26 protein-coding genes are annotated in these 26779 nt (G+C 70.9%); 11 read left to right on the forward strand and 15 right to left on the reverse strand.

The window, feature by feature from the left end:
• Positions 1-8: 8 nt before the first annotated feature.
• The 4 genes from ACHAAC_RS14190 to ACHAAC_RS14205 all read right to left on the reverse strand — a co-directional run bounded on the left by ACHAAC_RS14190 (position 9) and on the right by ACHAAC_RS14205 (position 4558).
• Positions 9-1079 carry an aldo/keto reductase gene (locus ACHAAC_RS14190; protein WP_435716939.1) on the reverse strand — a complete coding sequence of 357 codons (1071 nt, stop codon included), beginning with the start codon at positions 1077-1079 and terminating at the stop codon, positions 9-11.
• A gap of 71 nt (positions 1080-1150) precedes the next feature.
• Positions 1151-2011 (reverse strand): transglutaminase family protein, encoded by an 861-nt coding sequence (locus ACHAAC_RS14195; RefSeq protein ID WP_435716940.1) that lies wholly within the window; start codon positions 2009-2011, stop codon positions 1151-1153.
• Between the two features lie 79 nt (positions 2012-2090).
• A complete protein-coding gene (locus tag ACHAAC_RS14200) occupies positions 2091-3017 on the reverse strand; it encodes an alpha-E domain-containing protein (protein ID WP_435716941.1) in 927 nt (308 codons plus the stop codon).
• Entirely contained in the window at positions 3017-4558 is a 1542-nt protein-coding gene (locus tag ACHAAC_RS14205; protein ID WP_435716942.1) for a circularly permuted type 2 ATP-grasp protein, read from the reverse strand. Before ACHAAC_RS14205 ends, ACHAAC_RS14200 begins: the two co-directional genes overlap by 1 nt.
• Positions 4559-4643: 85 nt before the next feature.
• Between ACHAAC_RS14205 and ACHAAC_RS14210 the strand changes: the two genes are divergently transcribed.
• Together ACHAAC_RS14210 and ACHAAC_RS14215 are read left to right on the forward strand one after the other, a co-directional pair.
• On the forward strand, positions 4644-4940 hold the full coding sequence (locus ACHAAC_RS14210; protein WP_435716943.1) for a hypothetical protein: 297 nt from the start codon (positions 4644-4646) through the stop codon (positions 4938-4940).
• Positions 4941-5005: 65 nt separating this feature from the next.
• On the forward strand, positions 5006-5443 hold the full coding sequence (locus ACHAAC_RS14215) for an HNH endonuclease (RefSeq protein ID WP_435716944.1): 438 nt from the start codon (positions 5006-5008) through the stop codon (positions 5441-5443).
• A 144-nt stretch (positions 5444-5587) separates the two neighbouring features.
• Here ACHAAC_RS14215 and ACHAAC_RS14220 read toward each other — a convergent pair whose 3' ends face one another.
• Positions 5588-6478, reverse strand: a complete 891-nt coding sequence (locus ACHAAC_RS14220) for a siderophore-interacting protein (protein ID WP_435716945.1) — start codon at positions 6476-6478, stop codon at positions 5588-5590.
• Between the two features lie 106 nt (positions 6479-6584).
• On the opposite strand from ACHAAC_RS14220, the gene ACHAAC_RS14225 reads away from it, so the two are divergent.
• The 3 genes from ACHAAC_RS14225 to ACHAAC_RS14235 all read left to right on the forward strand — a co-directional run bounded on the left by ACHAAC_RS14225 (position 6585) and on the right by ACHAAC_RS14235 (position 9283).
• Positions 6585-6917: a DUF6506 family protein gene (locus tag ACHAAC_RS14225; protein WP_435716946.1), complete on the forward strand. Its 333-nt coding sequence runs from the start codon at positions 6585-6587 to the stop codon at positions 6915-6917.
• A gap of 55 nt (positions 6918-6972) precedes the next feature.
• Positions 6973-8127 (forward strand): lipid II:glycine glycyltransferase FemX, encoded by a 1155-nt coding sequence (locus tag ACHAAC_RS14230; protein WP_435716947.1) that lies wholly within the window; start codon positions 6973-6975, stop codon positions 8125-8127.
• A gap of 106 nt (positions 8128-8233) precedes the next feature.
• Positions 8234-9283, forward strand: a complete 1050-nt coding sequence (locus ACHAAC_RS14235; protein ID WP_435716948.1) for an alanine racemase — start codon at positions 8234-8236, stop codon at positions 9281-9283.
• Between the two features lie 8 nt (positions 9284-9291).
• On the opposite strand, the gene ACHAAC_RS14240 is transcribed toward ACHAAC_RS14235, so the two are convergent.
• Positions 9292-11460, reverse strand: coding sequence for a transglycosylase domain-containing protein (locus ACHAAC_RS14240; protein ID WP_435716949.1), 2169 nt, complete (start codon positions 11458-11460; stop codon positions 9292-9294).
• A gap of 244 nt (positions 11461-11704) precedes the next feature.
• Between ACHAAC_RS14240 and ACHAAC_RS14245 the strand changes: the two genes are divergently transcribed.
• From ACHAAC_RS14245 to ACHAAC_RS14255, 3 genes are all read left to right on the forward strand, one after another.
• Positions 11705-12310, forward strand: a complete 606-nt coding sequence (locus ACHAAC_RS14245; RefSeq protein ID WP_435716950.1) for a PadR family transcriptional regulator — start codon at positions 11705-11707, stop codon at positions 12308-12310.
• Between the two features lie 14 nt (positions 12311-12324).
• On the forward strand, positions 12325-13440 hold the full coding sequence (locus ACHAAC_RS14250) for an inositol-3-phosphate synthase (protein WP_435716951.1): 1116 nt from the start codon (positions 12325-12327) through the stop codon (positions 13438-13440).
• 132 nt (positions 13441-13572) lie between these two features.
• On the forward strand, positions 13573-15186 hold the full coding sequence (locus ACHAAC_RS14255) for a phosphatase PAP2 family protein (protein ID WP_435716952.1): 1614 nt from the start codon (positions 13573-13575) through the stop codon (positions 15184-15186).
• 6 nt (positions 15187-15192) lie between these two features.
• On the opposite strand, the gene ACHAAC_RS14260 is transcribed toward ACHAAC_RS14255, so the two are convergent.
• From ACHAAC_RS14260 to ACHAAC_RS14275, 4 genes are read right to left on the reverse strand one after another with little or no spacing between them, the layout of a single operon-like run.
• Positions 15193-16203, reverse strand: coding sequence for an adenosine deaminase (locus tag ACHAAC_RS14260; RefSeq protein ID WP_435716953.1), 1011 nt, complete (start codon positions 16201-16203; stop codon positions 15193-15195).
• Positions 16200-16607, reverse strand: a complete 408-nt coding sequence (locus ACHAAC_RS14265; protein WP_435716954.1) for a hypothetical protein — start codon at positions 16605-16607, stop codon at positions 16200-16202. Before ACHAAC_RS14265 ends, ACHAAC_RS14260 begins: the two co-directional genes overlap by 4 nt.
• 44 nt (positions 16608-16651) lie before the next feature.
• Positions 16652-19141 (reverse strand): glycoside hydrolase family 65 protein, encoded by a 2490-nt coding sequence (locus ACHAAC_RS14270; RefSeq protein ID WP_435717088.1) that lies wholly within the window; start codon positions 19139-19141, stop codon positions 16652-16654.
• Between the two features lie 50 nt (positions 19142-19191).
• Positions 19192-19902 carry an HAD family hydrolase gene (locus tag ACHAAC_RS14275; protein WP_435716955.1) on the reverse strand — a complete coding sequence of 237 codons (711 nt, stop codon included), beginning with the start codon at positions 19900-19902 and terminating at the stop codon, positions 19192-19194.
• A gap of 105 nt (positions 19903-20007) precedes the next feature.
• Between ACHAAC_RS14275 and ACHAAC_RS14280 the strand changes: the two genes are divergently transcribed.
• Together ACHAAC_RS14280 and sigJ are read left to right on the forward strand one after the other, a co-directional pair.
• Complete coding sequence (locus tag ACHAAC_RS14280; RefSeq protein WP_435716956.1) at positions 20008-21192, forward strand: arginine deiminase; 1185 nt, start codon at positions 20008-20010, stop codon at positions 21190-21192.
• A 95-nt stretch (positions 21193-21287) separates the two neighbouring features.
• Positions 21288-22196: an RNA polymerase sigma factor SigJ gene (gene sigJ, locus ACHAAC_RS14285; RefSeq protein WP_435716957.1), complete on the forward strand. Its 909-nt coding sequence runs from the start codon at positions 21288-21290 to the stop codon at positions 22194-22196.
• On the opposite strand, the gene ACHAAC_RS14290 is transcribed toward sigJ, so the two are convergent.
• The 5 genes from ACHAAC_RS14290 to ACHAAC_RS14310 form a co-directional block, all read right to left on the reverse strand.
• Positions 22197-22769 carry a carboxymuconolactone decarboxylase family protein gene (locus ACHAAC_RS14290; RefSeq protein WP_435716958.1) on the reverse strand — a complete coding sequence of 191 codons (573 nt, stop codon included), beginning with the start codon at positions 22767-22769 and terminating at the stop codon, positions 22197-22199. It lies immediately after the preceding gene.
• A 171-nt stretch (positions 22770-22940) separates the two neighbouring features.
• Positions 22941-23456, reverse strand: a complete 516-nt coding sequence (locus ACHAAC_RS14295) for a cysteine hydrolase family protein (RefSeq protein WP_435716959.1) — start codon at positions 23454-23456, stop codon at positions 22941-22943.
• Positions 23453-24943 (reverse strand): purine-cytosine permease family protein, encoded by a 1491-nt coding sequence (locus tag ACHAAC_RS14300; RefSeq protein ID WP_435716960.1) that lies wholly within the window; start codon positions 24941-24943, stop codon positions 23453-23455. The genes ACHAAC_RS14295 and ACHAAC_RS14300 overlap by 4 nt, the downstream gene beginning before the upstream one ends.
• Before the next feature lie 46 nt (positions 24944-24989).
• On the reverse strand, positions 24990-25847 hold the full coding sequence (locus ACHAAC_RS14305) for a DUF5926 family protein (RefSeq protein ID WP_435716961.1): 858 nt from the start codon (positions 25845-25847) through the stop codon (positions 24990-24992).
• 45 nt (positions 25848-25892) lie between these two features.
• The gene (locus ACHAAC_RS14310) at positions 25893-26336 is read right to left on the reverse strand and encodes an ATP-binding protein (RefSeq protein ID WP_435716962.1); all 444 of its coding nucleotides are present in this window, start codon (positions 26334-26336) and stop codon (positions 25893-25895) included.
• Positions 26337-26428: 92 nt separating this feature from the next.
• Between ACHAAC_RS14310 and ACHAAC_RS14315 the strand changes: the two genes are divergently transcribed.
• The gene (locus ACHAAC_RS14315; protein WP_435716963.1) at positions 26429-26737 is read left to right on the forward strand and encodes a rhodanese-like domain-containing protein; all 309 of its coding nucleotides are present in this window, start codon (positions 26429-26431) and stop codon (positions 26735-26737) included.
• Positions 26738-26779 lie beyond the last annotated feature (42 nt).

A 26779-nucleotide genomic window follows, 5' to 3' on the forward strand; every position in this document is an offset into this window, starting at 1 on the left:
AGGGGGCCTCAGATCTCGGAGGAGACCGACCAGATGTTGACTCCGTCGGTGGTCCCGGCGAGCTCGTCGATGCGGGTGAGCTCCTCGTCGGTGAAGTCCGTCTGCTGCGCGGCGGCCAGGTTCTCGTCGAGCTGCTGGGTCGAGGACGCACCGATGAGCGCCGAGGTCACGCCGCCGGGACGCAGCACCCAGGAGATGGCCATCTGGGCCAGGGACTGACCGCGCTCGTCGGCGATGGCCGCGAGGCCACGCAGCCGCTCGAGGTTGTCATCGGTGAGCACCGACTCGTCCAGGCTGGGCCGCTGCGTGGCGCGCTCGACCGCGTCCTCACCCAGGTAGCGGTCGGTCAGCAGGCCCTGGGCCAGCGGAGTGAAGCCGATGCTGCCCAGCCCGTGCTCGGCCAGCACGGTGAGCAGGCCGTCCTCGACCCAGCGGTTGAGCATCGAGTAGGAGGGCTGGTGGATGACCAGAGGAGTGCCGAGGTCGCGAGCGATCGCGACGGCCTCGGCGGTCTTGCTCGGAGAGTACGAGGAGATCCCGGCGTAGAGCGCCTTGCCCGAGCGCACGGCGGTGTCCAGGGCGCCCATCGTCTCCTCCAGCGGCGTGCCGGGATCGACGCGGTGGGAGTAGAAGATGTCCACGTACTCGACGCTCATCCGCTCCAGGGAGGCGTCGAGGCTGGAGAGCAGGTACTTGCGCGAGCCGAGCTTGCCGTAGGGGCCCGGCCACATGTCCCAGCCGGCCTTGCTGGAGAGGACCAGCTCGTCGCGGTAGGGCTTGAAGTCCGTCCGCATCATGCGGCCGAAGTTCTCCTCGGCCGAGCCGTGCGGCGGACCGTAGTTGTTGGCGAGGTCGAAGTGGCTGATGCCGTGGTCGAAGGCGTGCCGCAGCACCTCGCGCTGGACGTCGAAGGCCCGGTTGTCGCCGAAGTTGTACCAGAGCCCCAGCGACAACGGCGGCAGCAGCAGGCCGCTCGTGCCCAGGCGTCGGTAGTCCAGGTGCTGGTAGCGGTCCTCGGCGGCGACGTAGGGACGGTGGGTCTCGGGCACGGGGTCGGCCCAGTAGCGCTCTTCACTCATGCCCCCGACGCTACCGACGCTCGCCGGACGCGCAGGTCGACGTCGTCTCCCCGCCGCGACCGCCGGCGTGCTCAGCGCGTACGCGTGATCTCCACCGCGACGAACAGCTCCGAGGCGCCCCGGGTGGAGTAGATGCCGCGCAGGGGCGGGTTGTCGGCGTAGTCGCGTCCCCGGGCCACTGCCACGTGCCGCTCGCCCGGTGCGACGTCGTTGGTGGGGTCGAAGCCCACCCAGTCGCCGTCCCAGAACTCGACCCAGGCGTGCGACTCCGCCGGCACCGTCTCACCGACCTGGGGGTCCGGGTCCGGGTGCAGGTATCCCGAGACGTAGCGCGCCGGGACCCCCGCCCAGCGCAGGGCGCCCAGGCTGACGTGCGCGATGTCCTGGCACACGCCCACCTGGGCCTCCCAGGCGTCGGCCGCGGGGGTCGTGACCTCGGTGGCGCCGGGGACGTAGCGGATGCGGTCGTGCACCAGGCGCAGCGTGGCCCGGGCGTAGTCGCCCGGCGTGTCCGAGACGTCGCGCAGGGCGCGGACCTCCCTCACCAGGGTGTCCGAGGGACGGGTCCAGTGCGCATCGACGAGGAACTCGCAGAGCTCGTCTGCGACGGGCTCGAGGTCGGCCCAGCTCCCACCGGGCACGACCGGGTGCTCGAACCCACTGGTCTCGACCGTCGACGTGGCGACGACGACCAGCTCGTCGTGGGGCTCGTGCACCTCGAAGGAGGTGACGGTCGAGCCCCAGTAGTCGCGGTACTCCTGCGACCAGGCGGTCGGCGTGACGTCGACCCGCGGGCGCAGCACCATCTGCTCCGGGGTCGTGAGGGGCGTCATGCGGGCCTCGTTGTACGAGGCGACGGCCGGGTTCTCATAGGTGTAGCCCGACGTGTGGCGGATCCGCAGCTGCATCCCGCGGCCAGAAGACACGTTCACGGCGTCACCTCCGTGTGAAAGGGCGAAGAATACGGACGCGACGCCGTGAGGTCTCGATGGCTCGTTCGCTGGCGCTCACTCACAGGACCACCCCTCCCGTCCAGGCGTGGGACTCCGAGTGCGAGAAGTAGCGGCTGCGGATGGCGTCACTGGCATCGGCGCAGCGGCGCTGCAGGCGTTCCATCTCGGTGGGCATCTCCTCGATGATCTCCGCGAGCGGTCGGTACTCCAGCTCGGTGCGGGCCCGGCCCAGCAGGCGCTGGGCCTCGTCGCCGAACCCGGTGCGCTGGCCACGGGCCTCCAGCAGGTTCAACGCCCGCTCGGCCTCCTGCAACGAGGAGACGATGGAGCGCGGGAACCACCGGTCCAGCAGCAGGAACTCCGCCGCCTGCCGGTCACCGTCCAGCCCACGGTAGGCACGGATGAAGGCCTCGTAGGCCCCGCACGCCCGCAGCGTCGTGGGCCAGGCGATCTGGGTGTCCGAGGCCAGGGCGGCCGTGGAGAGCAGCCGGGCGGTCATGTCGACGCGCTCGATGCTGCGTCCCAGCACGAAGAACTGCCAGCCCTCGTCGCGGGGCATGGTGGAGTCGGCGATGCCGTTGATCATCGCCATGCGGTTGCGCACCCACGCGAACAGGTCCGGCGGTCGCCCGGTCCGGGCCGCCGGCAGCCCGCGCCACGTGGTGTTGATGGCGCCCCAGATGTCCGTGGACAAGATCTCGCGCGCGCCGCGGGCGCTGCTGCGGGCCGACTCGATGGTGGAGGCGATGGAGCCGACGGAGTCCGGGTTGTGGGCCAGCAGGTCCAGGATCGTCCACCGGTTGACGTTCTCGGGGTGCTCCTCGACGCCCATGACCGTCAGCAGCTGCTGGCAGGAGAGCCCCTCGTCGATGGAGGGGTCCTCCACGAGCACCTGCATCTGCACGTCGAGGATCCGGGCGGTGTCGTCGGCCCGCTCCAGGTAGCGGCCGATCCAGAAGATCTGCTCCGCGATGCGGCTCAGCATCAGCCCACCTCCTCGTCCTGGGACTGCGACGGCCGGGGCCGGCGATCGGCCCCCAGGTCGTCGTCCTCGTCCTCGTCGGCGGTGTCCTTGGGGTCCGGCGGCGTGTAGGGGTCGGCCAGGACCCAGGTGTCCTTGGACCCGCCGCCGCGCGATGAGTTGACGATGAGCTCGCCCTCCGGCAGCGCCACGCGCGTCAGCCCGCCGGGCAGCACGTAGACGTCGTCGCCGTCGTTGACGGCGAAGGGGCGCAGGTCGACGTGTCGAGGACGGATGCCGTCCTCCACGAGCGTCGGGACGGTGGACAGCGAGATGACCGGCTGGGCGATCCAGGCCCGTGGGTCCTCGCCGATCTTGGTGCGCAGGGCAGCGAGCTCGTCGGCGTCCGCGTTGGGGCCGATGACGATGCCCTTGCCGCCGGAGCCGTCGACGGGCTTGAGCACCAGCTCGTCGAGGCGGTCCAGCACCTCCTCACGCTGCTCCGCGTCACCGAGCCGCCAGGTGTCGACGTTGCCCAGGATCGGCTCCTCGGACAGGTAGTAGCGGATCAGGTCAGGCACGTAGGTGTAGATGAGCTTGTCATCGGCGACACCGTTGCCGACCGCGTTCGCGATCGTGACGTTGCCGGCACGTGCGGCGTTGATGAGGCCGGGCACGCCGAGGACCGACTCGGGGTAGAACTGCATCGGATCCAGGAACTCATCGTCCAGCCGGCGGTAGACGACGTGCACCGGCTCCAGGCCGCGGGTGGTGCGCATCGAGACCCGACCCTGCTGGCAGACGAGGTCACGGCCCTCGACGAGCTCGACGCCCATCGTCCGGGCCAGCAGCGTGTGCTCGAAGTACGCCGAGTTGTAGACGCCGGGGGTCAGGACGACGACGTTGGGGTCGCTCACGCCCGACGGGGCGGCGGCACGCAACGCGGCCAGCAGGTTGCGCGAGTACTGCTGCACGGGCCGGATGCGGTGGTCGGCGAAGACCTCGGGGAGCGCCGCGGACATCGCCGGCCGGTTCGTCATGACGTAGGAGACGCCGGAGGGGACGCGGCAGTTGTCCTCCAGGACCCGGAAGTCGCCGTCCCCGTCACGGATGAGGTCGATGCCCGAGATGTGCACCCGCACACCGTTCGGGGGCTCCAGCCCGGCCACGACGCGGTGGTAGTGCGGGGACGTCAGGACGGTCTCGCGCGGGACGACGCCATCGGTGAAGACCTCTCCGGGACCGTAGACGTCGGCCAGGAACGCCTCGAGCGCCTTGACCCGTTGCCGGACACCGGTGTCGACGTGCCGCCAGTCCGCCGCCTCGATGATGCGGGGCACGATGTCCAGGGGGAAGGGACGTTCCTCGCCGCCCACGCCGAACGTGACCCCCTGGTCGAGGTAGGCCGAGGCGAGGGACTCCGCGCGGGAGCGGATCTCCTCGTTGCCCATGTCGCGGAAGGCCGAGTGCACTCGGGTGTACTCGGAGCGGAGCTCGGAGGCGGAGAACATCTCGTCGAAGCCGACGACAGGGCCGTAGCCGTCGAACAGGTGTGCGTCGTCCACGTCTCACCTCAACTGGTGGGGGTTGGCCTCCTTCCTATCCAATCAGGCGTCGGGTCGCACGTCGGGGGTCTGGGAGACTGGGCCCGTGCCCATGATGAGTGCGGAGGAGACGGCGGCCCTGGACCGCGTCCGACGCCGGGTCGCGGCGCTCGCGTTCTTCGCCGTCATCGTGCACGGCGTCCTGGGCCTGGTGGGGGCGGCGCACGTCGTCGCGGGGCAGGGCCGCCAGAGCGATGCCGTCGGGCTGCTGGTGATGTCCGGGCTGACCGCGACGATCATGTACGTGGGCATCCGGCTCATCCTCGGCGCACGGCTGTTCTCGCCGCTGTGGATGCTCGCGGCCGCCGCACCCACCGTTGTCGGCTTCGTGTGGATCGCCTGAGCACCCGTGTGGCCGCCCCCGCGGCCGGGCGCGCCGGGCTAGGCTGACCCCGGAAAGGTCGGCCGATGGCACAGACGTACGTCCTGGTGCTCAACGCGAGCTATGAGCCCCTGCAGCGCGTCTCCCTGCGCCATGCCATCAAGATGCTGGTCCGCGAGGTCGCCGTCATCGAGGAGGAGGACGAGGGCACGTTCGGGCCCTTTCCCCGCCCCAAGGTGCTGCGTCTGATCCGCTACGTCGTGGCCCGGTGGAAGCATCGTCGGAGCCACCTGTGCACCAAGTCGGCCGTCAAGGCGCGCGACAAGATGTGCGCCTACTGCGGCGGGCAGGCCGAGACCGTCGACCACATCGTCCCGCGCAGCCGTGGCGGCACCCTCACGTGGGACAACGCCGTGGCCGCGTGCCTGCGCTGCAACCACCGCAAGGCCAACCGCACCCCGCACGAGGCCGGCATGACACTGCTCATCACCCCGTCGGCACCGCCGTCCGGCTTCCTGCTGTGAAGCGGTGACCTGCTCGTCCTACCCCTCCCAGGGCGGTGAGTCCGTCGTCGAATCCCGACGCATTCGACGACCCAAGCACCGCTCGCGGCCCCGTAGGACCAGCAGGTCACCGCTCACGGGACCGCGGGAGGTGGGTCGGCCGGATCAGAGGCCGGCCTTCTCGTAGATGTCCTCGATCGCGTCGAGGTAGGCGCCCTCGTCGTCGCCCAGCTCGGCCTGGACCCGGCGGGCCTCGGTGAGGACGACGTCCTGCACCTGCTCGTAGCGCGCGTTCCACGTCTCGGCGTCGATCTGCCAGTAGCCACAGGTGTAGAAGTCCGCCTGCGGCCATCCGAGCTCGCGACGCAGGTGCCGCCGCACCGCCCGGCTGGAGCGCGCCTCGCCGGCGAGCCAGACGTAGCGCGGGCCCTCGGTCGGCAGCTCGCGCTCGGTGACGGCGTGGGTCAGGACAACGCAGAGGTCCGTCTCGCGCTCCACCACGGTCCAGGTGACGTCCACGTCGGCGGCGCTGGGCAGCGCGATCTCGTCGCGTGCGTCGGTGAGGGCCACGACGGCCTCGGCCCGCTGCCCAGGACGCAGCCCACGCAGGATGCGGGCCAGCGCGGGCAGGCCGGTGATGTCGCAGACCAGCAGCTGCCACGGAGCGTCCTCGGTGGGCACGTAGAGCCCGTGCGGCTCGACGAAGCCGATCCGGTCGCCCGGCCGGCAGCGCCGGGCCCAGGCCGAGCCGACGCCCGCCTCGTGCAGGGCGATGTCGATGTCCACGTGGGCGACGCCGTCGATCCAGCGATGGTCGGAGATCGTGTACACCCGGTAGGCGGGTTCCACGGCACCCTCGGGCCAGGTGACGTTCCACTGGTCATCGATCTCGGGCAGGACGAGCTCGGCCCCCTCGGCCGGGATCATCAGCCGGACGTACTCGTCGGGGACGCCGGTGGACGCCATGTCGCCCACCTCCAGGGTGACCCGGCGCAGGTGCGGCGTGATCCGGCTCGTGGAGACCACGGTGCCGATGCGGGTGCGGACTGCTCCCATGACTTCTCCAGACGACGACGAAGGATTTAGGCAAGCCTAACCGATGCGTCAGGGTCGTCGGGTCGCTCCTTGACCTCAATCATGGTGGAGGTCGCAGGCTGGGCCCATGACCACCTCACGCCAGACCTGGGCCTACCTCTTCGAGCACCCCGGCGCCGACCCCGTCCACGACCGCACAGAGCTGGCGACGCCCGACGTCCGCGCGGTGCTCGTCGCCGTCCCCGACGCCTCGAGCGCCCCGGCCGTGGCGGTGGACCTCGCCGCCGAGGGCGCGACACTGATCGAGCTCTGCGGGGGCATGACGACCAGCGCCGTCGCCGCCGTGCGCGAGGCGTTGCCCGACCGCGTGGCCCTGGGGCACGTGACGTTCGCGGCCGACAGCCTGCTTCCCGTCGCCGCGCACGCCCGCGCCGCGGAGCAGGGGCCGGCAGTGTCGTGAGGGTGGAGCCGTGACGAGGGGGCGGGTGCCATGAGGCATTGGTAGCCTCGCACGGGTGACGTCAGCACAGCTCCGGGTCCGGACCATCAGCACCGACGAGCACCTGGCGCACATCGCCTCCCGGTCCTCGGTGAGCTTCCTGCAGACGCCCGCGTGGGCGCACGTCAAGGCGGAGTGGCGCGGTGAGTCCATCGGTTGGTTCAGCGCCGACCCGGGCGAGGGCGAGCGCATCGTCGGAGCCGCGCTCGTCCTGTACCGCCAGGTCCCCAGGGTCAAGCGATTCCTGGCCTACCTGCCCGAGGGCCCGGCCATCGACTGGACCGATCCGGACCTCGACCGCTGGCTCGCCCCGCTCGCGGACCATCTGAAGCGGCAGAAGGCGTTCGGCATCCGGATCGGGCCGCCCGTGGTCACCCGTCGCTGGCACGCGAGCACGGTCAAGCAGGCCATCGCCGACGACGCTCTCGGCACGCTGGGCGAGACGCCCGCCGACGTGAGCGTGCCCGAGCACCTCGCCGTCGCCGACTCGTTGACCGCACTGGGCTGGAAGAAGCTCGCCACCGAGGGTGGCTTCGCTGCCGGGCAGCCGCAGTACAACTTCTGGGTGCCACTCACCCACGACGACGGTGCGCCGAAGTCCGAGGACGAGGTCCTGGCCGCCATGAACCAGCTGTGGCGGCGCAACATCAAGAAGGCCGCGAAGGCCGGCGTCGAGACCACCCACGGCACCCGCGACGACCTCGTCGACTTCCACCGCATCTACGTCGAGACCGCCGAGCGCGACCACTTCACGCCCCGGCCGCTCTCCTACTTCCAGACCATGTGGGACGCGCTCAACGACGAGGCGCCCGACCGGATGGGCGTGCACCTCGCCCATCACGAGGGCGATCTCGTGGCGGCCACGACCCTCGTGCGGGTCGGCACCCACGCCTGGTACTCCTACGGCGCCTCCACCACCGCGAAGCGCGACGTGCGCGGCTCCAACGCCGTGCAGTGGCAGATGATCACGGCCGCGCTGGCCGCCGGGGCCGAGGTCTATGACATGCGCGGCATCACCGACACCCTGGACCCGAAGGATCCGCACGTCGGCCTCATCCAGTTCAAGGCCGGGACCGGCGGCGACGCCGTGGAGTACCTCGGCGAGTGGGACCTGCCCCTCAACAGGGCGCTGCACGCCGCCTTCACGGCTTATATGAGGAGACGAGGATGACGCGCACGAGTCGACCGCTCTCGATCACCGGGCGTCATCTCGAGACTCCAGATTCGTGCGCGTCAGCCGAGCGACGAATCCGCGAAGCGGATATGAGGAGACGAGGATGAGCTTCGACCTCGTCGTCGACGCCCCGCGCTGGCGTCGCCACCTCAGCACCGTGGGCGGGACCACCCCCGGGCTCGTGCCGGTCGTCAAGGGCAACGGCTACGGCCTGGGGCGCGACGTCCTGACGGCCGAGGCGACGACCCTGGGCTGCGACACGATCGCCGTCGGCACGTACGAGGAGGTGCCGCAGGCGCTCGCCGAGTTCTCCGGGGACGTCATGGTGCTCAGCCCGTGGCGTGCGTTCCTCGTGGGGACCCACGCCGACGATGCCGAGAACGGGCACAGGGTCGTCCACACGCTGGGCCGCGTCGAGGACGTCGCCGCTCTCGCCGCCACACGACCGGACGCCCGCGTCGTGCTCGAGGGCGAGACGTCCATGTCCCGCCACGGCCTGGACCGCCACGAGCTGGCCGCGGCCGCCGCGGCGCTCGGGTCGCTGCGTCTGGAGGGCTTCGCCGTCCACCTGCCGATGGCGGGGGGCAACCTCGCGGAGGCCGAGAGCTGGGCCGCCGCGCTGGAGACCTCCCAGGTGCAGACGTCCCGCCTGTTCGTCTCCCACCTGACGCCCGACGAGCTCCTCGAGCTGCGCCAGCGCCGCCCCCAGCTGGAGGTCCGCCCTCGCATCGGCACGTCGCTGTGGCTGGGTGACCTCGGCGCCCTGTCCGTGAGGTCCGCTGTGCTGGACGTGCACCACGTGAGCCGCGGCGAGCGCATCGGCTACCGCCAGCGGCCGGTACCGCGCGACGGCTACCTGCTGATCGTCTCCGGTGGCACCAGCCACGGCATCGGGCTGGAGGCCCCCCGCCCCGGCACCGGTGTGGTGCAACGAGGCAAGACCTTCGCCAAGGGCAGCCTGGAGGCTGCCGGGCTCTCGCTGAGCCCGTTCACCGTCGACGGCCGCCAACGCTGGTTCGCCGAGCCGCCGCACATGCAGGCCTCGATGGTGCTGCTGCCGCGATCGGCCACCGCACCCGCCGTCGGCGAGACGGTCGGCGTGGCCGTCCGCTTCACCACCGCGACGTTCGACCGGGTCGTCCTGGCGGACTGACGCGTCGTTCAGTTCCGACGACCGAATCCGCCGAACCCCTGGTCTGTGTCCTCGTCGTCGTCGCCGCCGCCGGTCGGCTCCGGCTCGGGCTCTTCCTCCTCGGACGGCTCGGGCTCCGGCTCGGGCTCTTCCTCCTCGGACGGCTCGGGCTCCGGCTCAGGCTCGGGCTCGGGTGGCGGCGGGGGCGGGACGAAGTCGGTGCCCTTGTCGGCCTGGATGTTGCCGGGCGCCGGGAAGGCACCACAGTCGGCCGGGTCGACGGCGGCGTCCATGACGGCCTTGAACGTCTGCGCCGGGAAGGTGCCACCGAAGAACGGCACGAGGTAGCCCTCGAGGTCCTCGTTGCCGACGCCGCGGTTGTACATCACGGCGGTGGCGAGCTTGGGTGTCGCTCCCACGAACCACGACGAGGACACGCGCTGGTCGTCGTCCGGTCCGGCCGTCGCGGTGCCGGTCTTGCCCAGCGTCGGGCAGACCGTGGCGCCGCTCGTGCCGGTACCACTGGCCACGACGCCCTCCAGGGAGGCGACGACGTCACCCACGACGTCGTCGGGGATGGTCTTCTCGGTCTCGCGCTCGGGCATGGTCTGCTCGTTGCCGTCGCTGTCGCTGACGCTCTCCACGACGTACCAGTCGGCACGCTCGCCACCGGCGGCATACGTCGCGTAGGCGTTGGCCATGTCCACCGGCGGGACGGGGGCGAAGCCCAGGGAGTACACCGAGGCCGCCGGATCGATCTCGTCGATCACGCCCTGCGGGATGCCGGCGTCGACCGCGGCCTCACCGATCTTCTCGGTGCCCGCGGTGATGTCGGCGTCCTGCCCGCCGGCCAGCTGCTGGGTGATGTCGACGAAGGCGGTGTTGACGGACTCCTGCGTCGCCGTGCGCAACGGGATCCGCCCGAACGAGCGTCCGCCGCTGTCTCCCTGGTTGGCCACGGTCCCGCCGCCGACCTGGATCGGCGAGTTGCCGTTGAGCACCGTGTTCAGGCTGAAGCCGTCCTCCAGGGCTGCCTGCACCGCGAAGGACTTGAACGTCGATCCCGGTTGCACGCCGAGGGTGGCCCAGTTGAGCTGACTGTCGATGTAGTCAGCGCCGCCGTACATCCCCTTGACCCGGCCGGTGCCGGGCTCCACGGACACGACCGCGGTGTGCAGCTCGTCGAGTCCCGGGGGCTGCACGGCCTCGACCGCGTCGACGGCGGCGTTCTGCACCCGCCGGTCGAAGGTCGTGGTCACCTGCAGACCACCGCCGAGGATCTGGGCGTCGGTGAACTCCAGGCCCTGCAGCTGCTTCTGCACCAGCGCGAGCAGGTGACCGTTGGGGCCGGAGAAGCGGTCGGTGGACTGCTTGTCCGCGACCTTGGGGTAGCGCTCAGCCCACTTGTCGGCCTCCTCCTGCGTGATGGCACCGGACTCCACCATGCCGTTCAGGACGTAGGTGAACCGCGGCATGATGCGATCCAGGGCGCCCTCGGCGTAGGGGTCGTAGTAGCTGGGCTGGTTGATGATGGTCGCCAGCAGGGCCGACTGGCCGTACGTGAGCTCGCTGGAGGGACGGTCGAAGTAGGTCTGCGAGGCCACCTCGACGCCGTACGCGCCGTTGCCGAAGTAGATCGTGTTGAGGTAGCCCTCCAGGACCTCGGACTTGCTCTGCTGGTTGTGGATCTTGACCGACAGGACGGCCTCGCGCACCTTGCGGCTCCAGGACTGGTCCTGGGTCAGGTAGAGCACCTTCACGTACTGCTGGGTGATCGTGGACCCGCCGCCGGTGATCTCGCCGCTGCGGGCGTTGTCCCGCGCCGCGCGGATGATGCCGCCCAGGTCGATGCCACGGTTGTCGTAGAAGCTGCGATCCTCGGCCGCGATGACTGCGGCCTGCATCTGCTCCGGGACGTCGTCGAGCGAGACCCGCTCGCGGTCCTGCATCGCGAACTCGCCCAGCAGCGACTCGCCGTCGCTGTAGTAGACCTTGGTCGTCTGGGTCTCGAAGTCGGCGTTGGCGCTCGGGACCTCGATGACGTTGTAGAGCACGAAGAACGCGATCGCACCGCTCAGGAAGCCGCCGACGGCGGTGACGAGCAGCCAGCGCAGGGCCTTCGCCCACACGGGGCCGTTGCCGCTGATGCGTCCGATCAGGCCGCGGCGGGAGGAGGTGCTCGCTCGGCGTGAGGTCAAGGAAGGGTCCTTCTCGGTCGGTCCCGGTCGGTTCGTCGGGGCGTGGTGCCATGGCAGGCGGAGGCATCGGCGCGGCAGGCCAGCGACCAGTCTGACCGATCATCCTGAGAGCACGGTAACGGCACCGGCCACATGTGACCCGCATCATGGGCATGCCGTGCTCGTCAGTCCAGTCGAACCGATGTATCGTCCCGATATACCGAGTCGATGTGACTCGGCGACACATCGGAGAGGACGACGCCCTGTGGCACGGCGCGGAGAGACCTTGGAGCTGGCCGTGCTCGGCCTGCTCCACGACGCGCCCATGCACGGCTACGAGCTGCGCAAGCAGCTCATCGTGCTGCTCGGCTGGGGACGCGTCCTCTCCTACGGCACGCTCTACCCGTGTCTGAAGGCCCTCGTGCGCTCCGGCCACATCGTGGACGACGAGGATCCCGAGGTGACCGTCCGCGGTCGCCGCAATCGCATCGTCTACCGCCTCACGGCCGAGGGCAAGGAGCACTTCGCCCGCGTCCTGGAGGAGTCGGGCCCATCGACGTGGGACGACGAGAACTTCGGCGTGCGGTTCGCGTTCTTCGCGCGGACCGACCCGCCGACCCGGGTCCGCATCCTCGAAGGACGGCGCAGCCGTCTGGAGGAGCGACTCGAGAACGTCCGTGAGGCCGCCAAGCGCGGCCGGCAGCGGGCGGACTCCTACACGCGGGAGCTGCAGCGGCACGGGCTGGAGTCCGTCGAGCGCGAGGTGCGCTGGCTGACCGAGCTCATCGACCGCGAGCGCTCCGGCGGGTACGAGGCAGAGCGGGACGTTCCACCGGATCGTCCCGTCACCGACGACAAGCCCGACCAATGATCACAGGAGAACCCATGGTTTCGGCCCAGAATTCGGCCAGTAGTCCAGTACGCGTGGCGATCGTGGGCGTGGGCAACTGCGCCACGTCCCTGATCCAGGGCGTCGAGTACTACCAGGACGCAGATCCCGACAGCACCGTCCCGGGCCTGATGCACGTCCGGCTCGGCGAGTACCACGTCAAGGACATCGAGTTCGTCGCCGCGTTCGACGTCGACGCCAAGAAGGTCGGCTTCGACCTCGCGGACGCCACGACGGCCAGCGAGAACAACACCATCAAGATCACCGACGTGCCCCCCACGGGCATCACCGTGCAGCGCGGCCACACCCTCGACGGCCTGGGCATCTACTACCGGGAGACGATCGATGAGTCGGACGCCCCGGCGGTCGACGTCGTCCAGACTCTCAAGGACGCCCGGGCCGACGTGCTCGTCTCCTACCTCCCGGTGGGCTCGGAGGAGGCCGACAAGTTCTACGCCCAGTGCGCCATCGACGCCGGCGTCGCCTTCGTCAACGCGCTGCCCGTCTTCATCGCCTCCGACCCGGAGTGGGCCAAGAAGTTCGAGGACGCCGGCGTGCCGATCATCGGTGACGACATCAAGAGCCAGGTCGGTGCCACCATCACCCACCGCGTCATGGCCAAGCTGTTCGAGGACCGCGGCGTCACGCTGGATCGCACCTACCAGCTCAACGTCGGCGGCAACATGGACTTCAAGAACATGCTCGAGCGCGAGCGCCTGCAGTCCAAGAAGGTCTCCAAGACCCAGGCCGTCACCTCCAACCTGACCGGCTCGCTCGCCGGAAAGACCGAGGACAAGAACGTCCACATCGGCCCGTCGGACTACGTCGCCTGGCTCGACGACCGCAAGTGGGCCTACGTGCGCCTGGAGGGCCGCGCCTTCGGTGACGCGCCCATCAACCTGGAGTACAAGCTCGAGGTCTGGGACTCCCCCAACTCCGCGGGCATCATCATCGACGCGATCCGCGCGGCCAAGATCGCCAAGGACCGCGGCATCGGGGGGGCGCTGCTGAGCGCGTCGTCCTACCTGATGAAGTCCCCGCCGGAGCAGCGCCCCGACGACGTCGGCCGCGAGCGCCTCGAGGCCTTCATACGCGGTGACGAGGAGCGCTGAGCCGCTCCGCATCCCGCGACGAGGGGCCGGCCCACCGGGTCGGCCCCTCGTCGCGTGCGGGTCGAGGCGATGGCCGGGTGGCACTACGCTGATCCGAGCCGCAGACCACCGGACCACGATGAGGGGGAGCACGTGTCGATCGACCTGCGCAGGGCCACGCCCGGCCGCCCGGGCATCCTGCTGGTGGTCCTGGCAACGCTGACCACGCTGCTCGCGCTGCTCGCGCTGGCCGTCGGGACCGGCTGGGAGCCCCTGCTGGACCTCGACGAGGAGGTCGCGCAGGGCGCCTACGAGCTCAGCTCGGGCGCTCCATGGCTCGTGGGTCTGATGGAGATCGTGGCGCTGGTCTTCGGCAACTGGCCGATCGCCGGCGTCCTCGCGGTGACTGCCGGCATCGCCTTCTGGCGGCGGGAGTGGCGCATCGGCGCCTGGGTGGTGCTGAGCACGGTCGCCGCCCTGCTGGGCAACGTGCTGCTCAAGCTGCTCTTCACCCGCGAGCGGCCGTTCTGGGACGAGCCCCTGCACGAGATCGGCGGGTACTCCTTCCCGAGCGGCCACTCCGCCGGCGCCGGCTTGTTCGTCACGGTGCTCGTGCTGCTCACGATCGTGCAGACCGGACGAGGCTGGCGACGCCGGTTGCTGATCACGCTGTGGGTGGCGGTCGGGATCCTCGTCGCTGCGAGCCGGGTGCTGCTCGGCGTCCACTTCCTCTCCGACGTCACTGCGGGGTTGGCCTTCGGCATCGTCGTCACGCTGGCGCTCTGGCTGCTGGTGGCCAACGACGTCACCCGCCTTCCCGCAGAGCTGGCCATGATCACCGGCACGGGACGGCGTGCGGCCGCCGTCGTGCTCAACCCGGCCAAGGTGGGCGACGTGGAGGACTTCAAGTCCCGCGTCCGCCTCGAGGCCGAGCGCCAGGGATGGAACGAGCCGCTCTGGTTCGAGACCTCCGTGGAGGACCCGGGGCACGGCCAGGCCACCGCGGCACTGGAGGCCGGCGTCGACCTCATCATCGCCGCCGGTGGCGACGGCACCGTGCGCGCGGTGTGCGAGGAGGCGGCCCGCACGGGCGTGGCCGTCGGCATCATCCCCCACGGCACCGGCAACCTGCTGGCCCGCAACCTCGGCGTCCCGCTCAACGCGCGCGATGCCCTCCAGGCCGCGTTCGGTGGCCAGGACAAGGCGATCGACCTCGCCAGCTACTCCACGGACTCCGGCGTCGACACCGTCTTCCTGGTCATGGCCGGGCTCGGCATGGACGCGATGATCATGACCGGCGTCGACGACCGGCTCAAGGAGAAGGTCGGCTGGGCCGCGTACTTCGTCTCCGGCCTCAAGGCCCTGCGCTTCCCCGGGATGAAGGTCGAGATCAGCGTCGACGACGAGGAGCCCCGCAAGTTCCGCGCCCGCACGGTCGTCATCGGCAACGTCGGCTTCCTGCAGGGCGGGATCCCGCTGCTGCCCGACGCCCGCATCGACGACGGCAAGCTCGACGTGGTGGTCCTCGCCCCGCGTCGGTTCTTCGGCTGGCTCGGCATCGTCTGGCGGGTCGTCGCCCGGCGCAAGCGCACCAACGAGCGCCTCGACCGCTTCACGGGCAGTCGCGTGCACGTCAAGGCATCCTCGCCGACGCCCATGCAGCTGGACGGCGACCCGGTCGGCGAGGGCTGCGAGATCACCGCGGAGGTGCATCCCGGCGTCCTGCTCGTGCGCGTGCCGGTGGTGCCTGTCACGACCTCGGTCTGAAGCGGGTCAGCCCCGGGCGGCCGCCAGCTCCGTACGCAGCGCGGCCTTGACGTCGTCGGGCGCGAAGGAGGCGTCCACGGCTACGCGGGCGAGGTCGACCACGCCCGCTTCGTCGAGGCCGAGCAGGTCGGCGGCGACGAGGTACTCCTCGTTCAGCGTCGTGGCGAACATCGGCGGGTCGTCGCTGTTGATGGTCACCGGCACCCCGGCCGCGACGAGCGCCGGCAGGGGATGCTCCGCCAGGGAGGCCACCGATCGCGTGCGCACGTTGGACGTGGGGCACACCTCCAGCACGATGCCCTCGGCGGCCAGGTGGTCCATCAGCCGTGGGTCCTGCGCGGCCGTGATGCCGTGGCCGATCCGCTCGGCGCCGAGGTGCCGCAGGGCGTCCCAGACCGTCTCCGGACCGGTGGACTCCCCGGCATGCGGCACGCTGTGCAGCCCGGCGGCCCGCGCCTGCTCGAAGTGCGGGGCGAACTGCGGCCGCGGCACGCCGACCTCCGGTCCTCCCAGGCCGAAGCTCACCAGGCCCTCGGGCCGCAGTCGCAGGGCCGTGTCCAGGGTGACGTCGGCGGCCGGCACACCGGACTCACCCGGGATGTCGAAGCACCACCGCAGGACCGTGCCGTGGTCGCGCTCGACCGCGCGTCGGGCGTCCTCGACCGCCTCGCAGTAGGCCTCGGCGGCGATGCCCCGCACGATCGACGTGTACGGCGTCAGGGTCAGCTCGGCGTAGCGCACGTTCTGCGCAGCCAGGTCGCGCCCGACCTCGTGGGTCAAGGTCCAGAGGTCCTCAGGGGTCCGCAGCAGATCGACGACGGACAGGTAGACCTCGATGAAGTGACCGAAGTCGGAGAACTCGAAGTAGTCGGCCAGGGCCTCCGGGTCGGACGGCACGGGCGAGTCGGGGTGGCGCGTGGCCAGCTCGGCGACGGCGGCGACGGAGGCCGAGCCGACGTGGTGCACGTGCAGCTCGGCCTTCGGCAGGGCGGCGACGAACGCCGGGTCGAGGCTCACCCCTGGTCCGCGAAGGCGGACTCGGCCTGCTGCTGTCGCTCCACGACGCTGGGACGGTCGGCGAAGTCGACCTCGAGGGTGATGAGGTGCTCGCCCCCGAGGGACATCTCGACGCGATGGGCCTGGTTGCTGAGGTTCCCGGCCGTGCCCTCCTGCAGCACCTGGACCGATCCGTCGACGGCGCGCACCGAGACCTCGGCGTTCTCGCCCCGCTGACCCCGGAAGACGAGCGGTCCGCCCCCGCCGTCGCGCACGACGAGCGCCGCGCGGCTCACGCGCGGGTCGTCGACCTCGACGGTGGGTCGTTCCTCCCCCACGGCGCGTCCGAAGACCCACTTGTCGCCGGCGAGGACCACGTCCTCGCCGCCCGTCCCTGACTGCAGCTCCCACCGAACGATCAGCACGGCGCCCAGTCTACGGATCAGATCCCGGGGGACGACCCCACGGATCAGGTCCCGGGGACGATCGCGGAGATGACCGTGCCGTCGGAGCGTCGCGTACCGGACGGGAGGCCCGGCTCGCCCTCGAGCCGTGGGCCTTGTCCCTCCAGCGGCACCATGGCCGGCTCACCGGGCGCGACGACGACCTCGGTGCCACGGACGTCGAACGCCAGGCGGCCCTCGCCGTCCTCCACGGCCAGCTCCACCTCCTCCTGGCGCACCGTCACCCGCACACGGGTTCCGCGCAACGTGACGCGGAAGGTCAACGACTCCCAGGCATCCGGCAGCCGCGGGTCCAGGCACCACTGGCCTCCACCGTGGTCGCGGAACCCGCCGAAGCCCGCCGTGAGGACGCTCCAGACACCACCGGTGGAGGCGACGTGCACGCCGTCGGAGGTGTTGCCGTGCCGGTCGGCGAGGTCGACGAACAGCGCCGACAGGAAGTACCGGTAGGCGAGGTCGTGATAGCCGACGTCGGCAGCGATGATCGACTGCACGACGGCCGACAGGGTCGAGTCGCCCGTCGTGATCGGGTCGTAGTACTCGAAGTCGGCACGCTTCTGCTTCGCGGTGAACTCCCCGCCCTGCAGGTACAGCGCCAGCACGACGTCGGCCTGCTTGAGCACCTGGAAGCGGTAGATCACCAGCGGGTGGTAGTGCAGGAGCAGGGGCCGCTTGTCCAGCGGCGTGTGGTCGAGGTCCCACATCTCGCGCTCGAGGAAGTGCGAGTCCTGCGGGTGGATGCCCAGGTGCTCGTCGAACGGGATGCTCATGCCAGCGGCGGCCCGCGACCACTCCGACACCTCGTGCTCGGTGAGCTCGAGCCGGCGCACGACGTCGGCGTACTCGGCGGGGTTGACGTCCCGGAGGGTGTGCACCGCCTCGGCCGCGCGGCGCAGGTTGAAGCGCGCCATCACGTTCGTGTACAGGTTGTCGTTCACGACGGTCGTGTACTCATCGGGGCCGGTCACGCTGTGGATGTGGAAGGTGCCGCCCCCCTCGCTGCGCCAGAACCCGAGGTCCGCCCACAGGCGCGCGGTCTCCACGAAGATGTCGATGCCCTGGCGGTGCAGGAACTCCATGTCGCCGGTGGCCCCGAGGTACTGGCTCAGGGCGTAGGCGATGTCGGCGTCGATGTGGTACTGCGCCGTTCCGGCCGCGTAGTAGGCCGACGCCTCCTCGCCGTTGATCGTGCGCCACGGGAACAGCGCGCCCTTCTGCGCCAGCTGGTCCGCGCGGCGCCGGGCGGCGTCCAGCAGCGAGTAGCGAAAGCGCAGGGCGTTGCGGGCCGCACGAGGCGTCGTGTACGTCAGGAACGGCATGACGTACACCTCGGTGTCCCAGAAGTAGTGCCCGCCGTAGCCGGAGCCGGAGACACCCTTGGCCGGGATGCCCTGGCCCTCGGCGCGCGCGGAGGCCTGCACGACGGAGAACAGGTTCCAGCGCACGGCCTGCTGCACCTCGGGCTGGCCGGGGATCTCGACGTCGGCGCGAGCCCAGAAGTCGTCGAGCCAGGCGCGCTGGTCGGCCCACTGCTGGGCGACGCCCTGCTCGCGGACCCGCTCGAGCGTGCGGCGGCAACGATCGAGCAGCTCGCGCGAGGGCACCCCGCGCGAGCTGTGGTACGCCACCGTCTTGGTGAGCGTGATGGGGACGCCGGGCTGGGCCACGACGCGGTACGTCGTCTTGGCGAGGTCCTTACCGGTGATGACCCGGGAGGAGTACTCGTTGTCGGTCTGGAGGTCGTGGTCGGCCATGACGGCCAGCGTCATGCCGCTCTCGGCGCAGCGGAACCCGAGGGAGAGGCGGCCGGTCTCGCTCTCGCCCTCGTTCTCCTGCGGCACCAGCACCCGGCGGGCGAACTTCTCGGCCTTGCGCGGGTCGGCGCCCTCACCCATCGCCTTGGCACGGACGTGGTACTCGTCCTCGCCGTCCTGGCGGTTGAGCACCTGCGAGGAGATGGCGACGGGGGCGGCCTCGTCCAGGAGGGTGACCTCCAGCGTCATGACGGCGAGGTGCTTCTGGGTCAGGCTCACCATGCGGGTGGAGTCGATCCGCACACGCTTGCCCGAGGGGGTGCGCCACAGCAGGTGCCGACGCAGGATGCCGTCGCGCAGGTCGAGGCTGCGCTCGTACTCCATCAGGTCGGCGACGGTCAGCAGCAGCGGCTCGTCGTCGACGTAGATCCGGATGATCTTGGCGTCAGGGGCGTTGACGATGGTCTGACCGACGCGCGCGAAGCCGAAGGCCTCCTCCGCGTGCTGGATGGGCCACGTCTCGTGGAAGCCGTTGACGAAGGTGCCGTGCGTGTGTGCGTCGCGACCCTCCTCCACGTTGCCGCGCAGCCCCAGGTAGCCGTTGCCGACCGCGAAGAGCGTCTCGGTCACCCCGAGGTCGCCCGGCTCGTGGCGTCGTTCCACGAGTCGCCACGGGTCGGCCGGGAACCGTGAACGGTCGAGGAAGTCGTGGACGGGTGGGGCCTCGTGCGAGGGCCCCATTCCCGAGGAGTCGAAGGCGAAGCCCTCGGGCGGCATGTCCAGCGGCGTCATCAGAGCAGCTCCTCGAGGTCGTCGACGACGATGTCCGCGCCGTTCTCGGTGAGGCGATCCGCACCCACCCCGCGGTCGACGCCGACGACCAGGCCGAAGCGTCCCGCCCTGCCGGCGGCGACGCCGCTGACGGCGTCCTCCAGCACGACGGCGCGAGCGGGCTCGACGCCCAGCTGCTGGGCGGCGAACAGGAAGGTGTCCGGTGCGGGCTTGCCGGCGAGCTGGCGGTCTCCGGCGACGTTGCCGTCGACGATGATCGGGAAGTGGCCGAGCATGCCGGCGGCCTGGAGGACCTTGGGCGCGTTGCGCGAGCTGGAGACGATCGCCATCGGCGTGCCCGCCGCCTCGAGCTGCTCCACGAGCCGGACCGACCCCGGGTAGGCCTGCACGCCGTCGCGCTGGAGGATCTCCTCGAAGACGACGTTCTTGCGGTTGCCGAGACCGCCGACGGTCTCCTCGGCGGGGTCGTCCTCGGGGCTCCCCTGGGGGAGCTCGATGCCGCGCGAGTGCAGGAAGTCGCGCACGCCCTCGTAGCGCGGCTTGCCGTCCACGTGCGAGAAGTAGTCGTCATCGGTGTACGGGTCCTGCCCCTCCCGTCCGGCGAGGAAGTCCTCGAACATCTGCGCCCAGGCGCGCATGTGCACCTCGGCCGTCGGTGTGATCACGCCGTCGAGGTCGAACAGGGCCACGTCATAGTCATTCCAGTCCACCCCACGAGCCTAGGCCCGATGTGTGTCCTCCACGTGAGCTCCCCCGCATCGAGCCCGGTCGGGCGCCATCGACCTGTCGTGCGCGAGCGACACTAGGGTGAGCCCATGGCACGGATTCTCGGGGCATCGAGCGAGGTCGGCCGGCTGCGGACGGTGCTGCTGCACCGGCCAGGGGCGGAGCTGGCCCGCCTGACGCCGCGCAACAACGACTCGCTGCTCTTCGACGCGATCCCGTGGCTGGGCCGGGCCCAGGACGAGCACGACGGCTTCGCCCAGGCATTGCGCGACCACGACGTCGAGGTGCTGTACCTCGTCGACCTGCTCACCGAGACGCTCGGCAACGCCCAGGCCCGCCAGCAGATCATCGAGAGCACGCTGGCCACGCTGCACCTGGGTGACAGCCTGCGAGCCCACCTGGGCAACGCGATGGTCGACCTGCACCCCGCGGACCTGGCCACCGTGGTCACGGCGGGCCTGCGCAACGACGAGGTGGTGCACCGCAGCATCGTCACCAGCCTGCTGCAGCCCGAGGACTTCCTCATCGACCCGCTGCCCAACCTGCTCTTCACCCGCGACTCCTCGGTGTGGCTGCCCGGCACCGTCGCCGTCACGAGCCTGGCCATGCCCGCGCGCGTCCGCGAGACCCAGCTGACCGGCATCATCTACGAGCACCACCCCCGCTTCGCCGGTTCCGACCGGATGCACGGGCCGCACCTGGAGCACCTCGAGGGTGGCGACGTCATGCTGCTGGCACCCGGGGTCATCGCCGTCGGGGTCGGTGAACGGACCACCCCGGCCGGGTTCGAGCGGTTCACGACGCAGGTGCTGTCCCGCGGGCTCGCGAGCACCGTGCTGGCGGTGCCGATCGCACAGGAGCGCGCCACGATGCACCTGGACACGATCGTCACGATGGTCGACGTCGACAGCGTCGTCATCTACCCCAACATGGCCGACCACCTGCGCGCGTTCGCCGTCACGGCCGGCGACGGGGGTCTCGTCGTCGGTCCGGAGCGTTCCTTCTTCGATGCGACGGCCGACGCGATGGGCATCGACGCCCTGCACCGCATCGACACCGGGCTGGACCCCGTCACCGCCGAGCGCGAGCAGTGGGACGACGGCAACAACACCCTGGCCATCGGTCCTCGCCTGGCCGTGGCCTATGAGCGCAACGAGCAGACCAACGCCCGGCTCGCCGAGCACGGCGTCGAGGTCATCGCCATCAGCGGCTCCGAGCTCGGCTCGGGACGCGGCGGACCTCGCTGCATGTCCTGCCCGATCCTTCGCGACTGACGGTTTACCACGGTCCCTCGGCAGGCTGTCACTTCCCGGGGGAGAGAACCCTGGGGATGTGCGGGTCTCCCACGGGACCGTGGTAAACCGGCAGCATGGTGCGCGACGACGAGGTGTCGGGCGTGGAGGCGTTCGAGCGGGAGCGACCGCGCCTGCTCTCGGTGGCGTACCGCCTGACTGGCAGCGTCGCCGACGCCGAGGACGCTGTCCAGGAGGCCTGGCTCCGTCTGCATCGGACCGATGCCGAAATCCGCGACCTGCAGGCGTGGCTGACCCGGGTCGTCTCGCGGATCTGCCTGGACCGGCTGGGCTCGGCTGCCCGCCGGCGCGAGACCTACGTCGGCCAGTGGTTGCCCGAGCCGGTGGTGCGGCCGTGGGAGCAGGCGGCGCCGGACCCGCTCGACGTCGTCGTGGCGAGCGAGGAGGCGCGGTTCGGCGCCCTCGTCGTGCTCGACCGGCTCACGCCACCGCAACGCGTCGCCCTCGTCCTGCACGACGCCTTCGGCGTGCCCTTCGAGGAGATCGGCCACGTGCTCGGCCTCTCCGCGCAGGCCGCGCGCCAGCACGCCTCGCGTGCGCGCCGGGCGACGGCCGCTGCTCCCGAGCCGGCGCCGGACCCGGTGCACGAGGAGGCCGTCGGACGCTTCCTCGCCGCCCTGGCCGCAGGCGACCTCGCCGCCGTGGTGGCGGCACTGCACCCCGAGGCCACGGCGACGGGCGACGCGAACGGCACCACGAGCACGGCCCTGAACGTCATCACGGGTGCGGAGAAGGTGGCGCGGTTCTACCTCGGCCTGCTGGCACGCTTCGGGGACGGTGCGCTCGAGGCCGCCCGGCCGGTGCGCGTGAACGGCCAGCTCGGAGTCTGGCTCCCCGGCATCGCGGGACCCGAGCCACGGCTGTCCTCCCCACCCCGGGTCGGCGGCTTCACCGTCCTGGAGGGGCGGGTGGCCGCCACGTTCGACGTCGCGAACCCCGAGAAGCACGCCGGCGTCCGGCTCTGATCAGGTCGTCGCCCAGGGCACCCGGCAGGCGTCGCCGCTGGAGTACCCCTGGTCAGTGATGCCGAGCGCGTGGTTGAAGCGGGCCCGATGGTTCTCGTGGGCCACCTGGTAGACGAGCTCGAGTGCGCCGTCCCGGCCGTGCTGCGCGACGAGCCGCGTCACCTGCTCGTCGGTCACCGTCATCGGCGTGGCGGTCATCGCATCGGAGAGCCTGATGACCTCGCGCTCGTCCTCGGTGAACGCGGGGTGGGTCTCGAAGTCGTCGATGTGACGCAGACGTTCCACGTCCAGGCCCTCCATCCGCTGCAGCATCTCGCCGAAGTCGACGCACCAGGAGCAGCCGACGGTCCGGCCCGTCCGGTAGACCGCGAGCTCGACCAGCGGGGCCGACGCCACGTGGCTCGCGCGCTGCAGGCCGAGCTCGTGGCGCAGGGACGTCCGGAACAGGCGGGGGTGGTGGGCGGTGACGGCGAAGGGCTCGGGCACCTCGCCGAGCTGTCGTCGGGCCAGGCGGTAGGCCAGGCGGACGAACGAGCCGGCGGCCGCGGGTGCAAGGGGCTGGATGCGGGACATGACGTTTCCTCTCCAAGGGTTCTCACCTCCCAGACGACGCAGCATCCCGACATGTGACACCCGGGCCACCGCTCGTCTCGACCGGTCCCAGGTGGTGCGCCCCACGGCAAACACGCACTCCCCCAGGGAAGCTTGGGAGGAGCAGGTTGGCCGAGGGACCGTGGTAAACCGTCAGACCAGGGTGATCTGGGGGGCGTACCGGGACATCGCGGCGAGGGCCTGCTCGTGGGCCTCGTCGGTGGAGCCGGCGCACGCGTCGGCGGCCACCCGCACGGTGGCGCCCGCGTCGGCGGCGGCCAGGGCGGTGGAGAGCACGCAGCAGTCGGTCGAGACGCCGGCCAGGACAATCTCGGGCGTCGGGCCGGTGACAGCCTCCAGGCCCGGCCACTTGCCGAAGGTCGGGAGGTCGATCGTGGGTCGGTCCGTCAGGCCTGCCAGCTCAGGCACGACGTCGAGCAGCGGGTCCTGCGCGGGCAGGTCGGCGAAGGGCCACTGCTCGAAGTAGTCCACCCACGACCCCCGCTTGTGGGCCGGCGGCACCCAGCGCGTCACGACGACGCGCCCGGCGTGCTCCTCGGCGAGCCGGCGCACGGGGTCGACGACCTCGGCAAAGCGTGGGGCGCCCCACGGCGAGTCCGGCGCGGCGAAGATACGTTGCGGGTCGACGACGACGAGCCACGCGCTCACGAGCTCGCCTCCTGCCTGCGGACGACCCCCCGGCGAGCCACGAACGTCACGACCAGACCGAGGACGAACGCCACGAGCACGCCGAGGTTCGCGTATGGCCAGTCCCCCTCCCAGGCTCCGCCACCGACGCGGGTGCCGAGACCGAGCGGCTCCAGCAGGTAGCCCTGCCAGTTGTTCCAGGACGCGTCCTCGGCGAAGCCGTTGACCACCAGGCCCCAGCCCACCACGGAGGCCGCGAGCATCGTGCCCACCGACGTCCAGTCAACCGCGCCGTAGCGGCCCGTGGAGTCGAAGAGCGCCCCCTCGTCGTAGTCGCGATGCCGCAACGCGATGTCGGCGATCATGATGCCGGCCCACGCCGCGATGGGGACGCCGAGCGTGATGAGGAAGCTCTGGAACGGGCCAAGGAACGTCGTGGAGAAGAAGACCACGTAGATCGTGCCGGCCGTCAGGATGAGCCCGTCCAGACCCGCGGCGGCCGGGCGCGGGATGCGCACGCCCAGGCTGAGCAGGGTGAGCCCGGAGGAGTAGATGCCCAGCACGGCACCACTGACCAGCGCCAGCACCGCGGCCACCAGGAACGGCACGAGGAACCACGACGGCAGCACCGTGGCCAGCGTGCCGATCGGGTCGACGACGATGCCGTCCTGCAGCGCGGTGGACGAGCCGGCCAGCAGGATGCCGTAGACCACCAGGACCACCGGTGCCAGCGCGCCACCGATGGTGTTCCACGCGACGATGCTGGCTCCCGACGTCGACCGGGCCTGGTAGCGCGACCAGTCGGCCGCGATGTTGATCCAGCCGAAGCCGAACCCCGTCATCACCATGACGAATGCGCCGATCACGGCCTGCCCCGATCCCGACGGCATCGCGGTCACCGTGGCGAGGTCGATCTCGTCGAGCGTGAGCAGGATGTAGCCGATGGTGGCCGCGCCGGTCAGCCAGGTCAGGACGGACTGCAGCCGCATGATCAGGTGGTAGCCCGCCACCGAGGCCGCCACGATCAGTGCGGCGATGACGGCGCACGCGAGCACCTTGGTCGTCGTGCCGCCACCCCACCCGAGCTGACGCAGGATCGTCGCGGTGGCGAGCGTCGCCATGATGGCCAGGAAGGTCTCCCAGCCGATCGAGATGAGCCAGGAGAAGACTCCCGGCACCTTCTGCCCGACGACGCCGAACGGCGCACGACTGAGCACCATCGTCGGTGCCGAGCCGCGCTTGCCGGCCACGGCCACGAGTCCGCAGGCCACGAAGGAGACGACGACCCCGACCACCGCGACGAGTGTCGCCTGCACCAGCGAGAGCCCGAAGCCCAGGACGTAGCTTCCGTAGGAGATGCCGAAGACCGAGACGTTGGCCGCGAACCACGGCCAGAACAGCTGGGCCGGGTGGGCCGTCCGCTCTGACTCGGCGATGATCTCGATGCCGGTCGTCTCGATGCCGGCACGGCGCACCGCCTCGAGCGGCTCACGGTCCTGGCTGTTCATGGCGTCAGCGTACGACCGACGCTCGTCGTCGGCCCGCCAGCCGGCGTCAGCGGATGGTGACCTGTCGGCTGGCCAGGCCGTTGCGGACGTTGCGCTGGGCGCTGGTGAGGTCCGAGGTGTCGGCGAGGGCGTCGTCGAGGCGCTTCTTGACCGCTGCGAGCGGCTCCTCCAGCGGACCGGCACCGTCGGGGACGGAGTCCTCCATCTCCCAGACCGGCACGAGCAGGCCGTGGGCACGGAACATGCCGATCAGTCGGGTGCCGTCGCCGAGCCGGTCGGCGTCGGCCTCGTGCAGGCGGGCGAAGGCGTCGAGCACCTTCCCCTCGTCCTCGGTGACGACCCAGCGCAGGTAGCGACGATCGCCCATGCGGGTCCAGTAGGCCGCGTCGACCGACGAGAGACGCTCCGTCGGCGAGATGGAGTCGTTGGCCGCGGCGAGCGCGTCCGAGCCCTCGGCGTCGGTGCCGGCCACCCAGAAGTCGAAGCCGTCGTGCACGGCCACGTCGAAGGACGAGGACGGGTCGATGAGCTCCTGCAGGCGTGGGCCGACGCCGGGGTCGGTGACGGGTACCGGGTTCCCGGGCTCGGTCTCGCGTGCGGTCTCGATCATGTGGGCGAGGTCGCGGCTCACGTCGCCGAAGTTGTGCTGCACCTGCAGCCCGACCCAGATGTCACCGTCCGGTCGCCGGATGGCGGCTCCGTTGCCGGGCAGCAGCGAGCAGACCTGCACGGTCGTGCCGTCGGCCAGGGCGACGTCCGCCGTGCCCGAGGGCACGAACTCGCGCAGGGCGATCCAGTCACCCTCGCCGGGCAGCCCCTCGAACGTGCGCGCCACGAACGGCATGCGCTGCTTCTTGCCTCCGCCTTGACGGTCCGGCCCCTTGCGTCGCGACTTCTTGCCCATGGGCAGCCACCCTAGACGGCGCTCGGGCGCGGCCGCGTGGGGCGGTCAGTGCTCGGAGAGCGCGAGCTCGGCGTTGACCCGCGTGCCCGAGCTCATGTCGACCCACCAGCGGTCCGCGACGCGGCTGATGATCGACAGCCCGCGTCCGGAGAGGGAGTCCTCGTCGAAGTCGATCGGGTCCAGGGTGGCGCCCTCACCGGCGTCGTGGACGCTGAGCTCCAGCAGGTGCCGCGACCGGTCCAGGCTCCAGGTGATCTCCACCGTCTCGTCGGAGTCGGGCTCGCCGTGGGAGATCGCGTTGGCGATCATCTCGCTCACGACGATCAGCGCATCGTCGATGACGGAGGGCTCGGCGCGGTGGACCGTGAGGAACGCCGCCAGCTTGGTGCGGGCGATGCTGGGCGTCGAGGGATGGAAGGGCAGTCGGACCCGCGCGCGCGGCGCCAAGGCGTCCGCGGCGGTGTCGAGGGGCTCTCGATCGGTGGCCACTAGTCCAAAATAGCCATAGGTGGTGGCCCATTTCCACCCCTGGAGGCGGACCAATCGTCCGCAGACCCGTGACGGCTGGGAGGATTCGGGGCATGGACGTGCCCGAGATCACCGTTGCCGACCTGCCCGACCCGCTGCCCGAGGACCTCGTGGTGCTCGATGTCCGCGAACCGCACGAGTGGGCCACGGGCCACGTGCGGGGAGCCGTGCACGTGCCGATGGGGGATGTACCCACACGCATCGACGAGCTGGATCCGCGGACCCGGACGGTCGTCGTGTGCCACGTGGGGGGCCGCTCGGCCCGGGTCACCGCGTGGCTGGCGCAGCAGGGCCACGACGTCGTCAACCTCGCCGGCGGCATGGACGCGTGGCAGGCCGCCGGCCGTCCCGTCACCAGCTGAGGTCCAGCGCCGGCCGGGAACCTGTGACCGGAGCACCCTGTG

The sequence above is a fragment of the Aeromicrobium sp. CF4.19 genome (assembly GCF_051262555.1).
In the GTDB taxonomy this organism is placed as follows: Bacteria; Actinomycetota; Actinomycetes; order Propionibacteriales; family Nocardioidaceae; genus Aeromicrobium.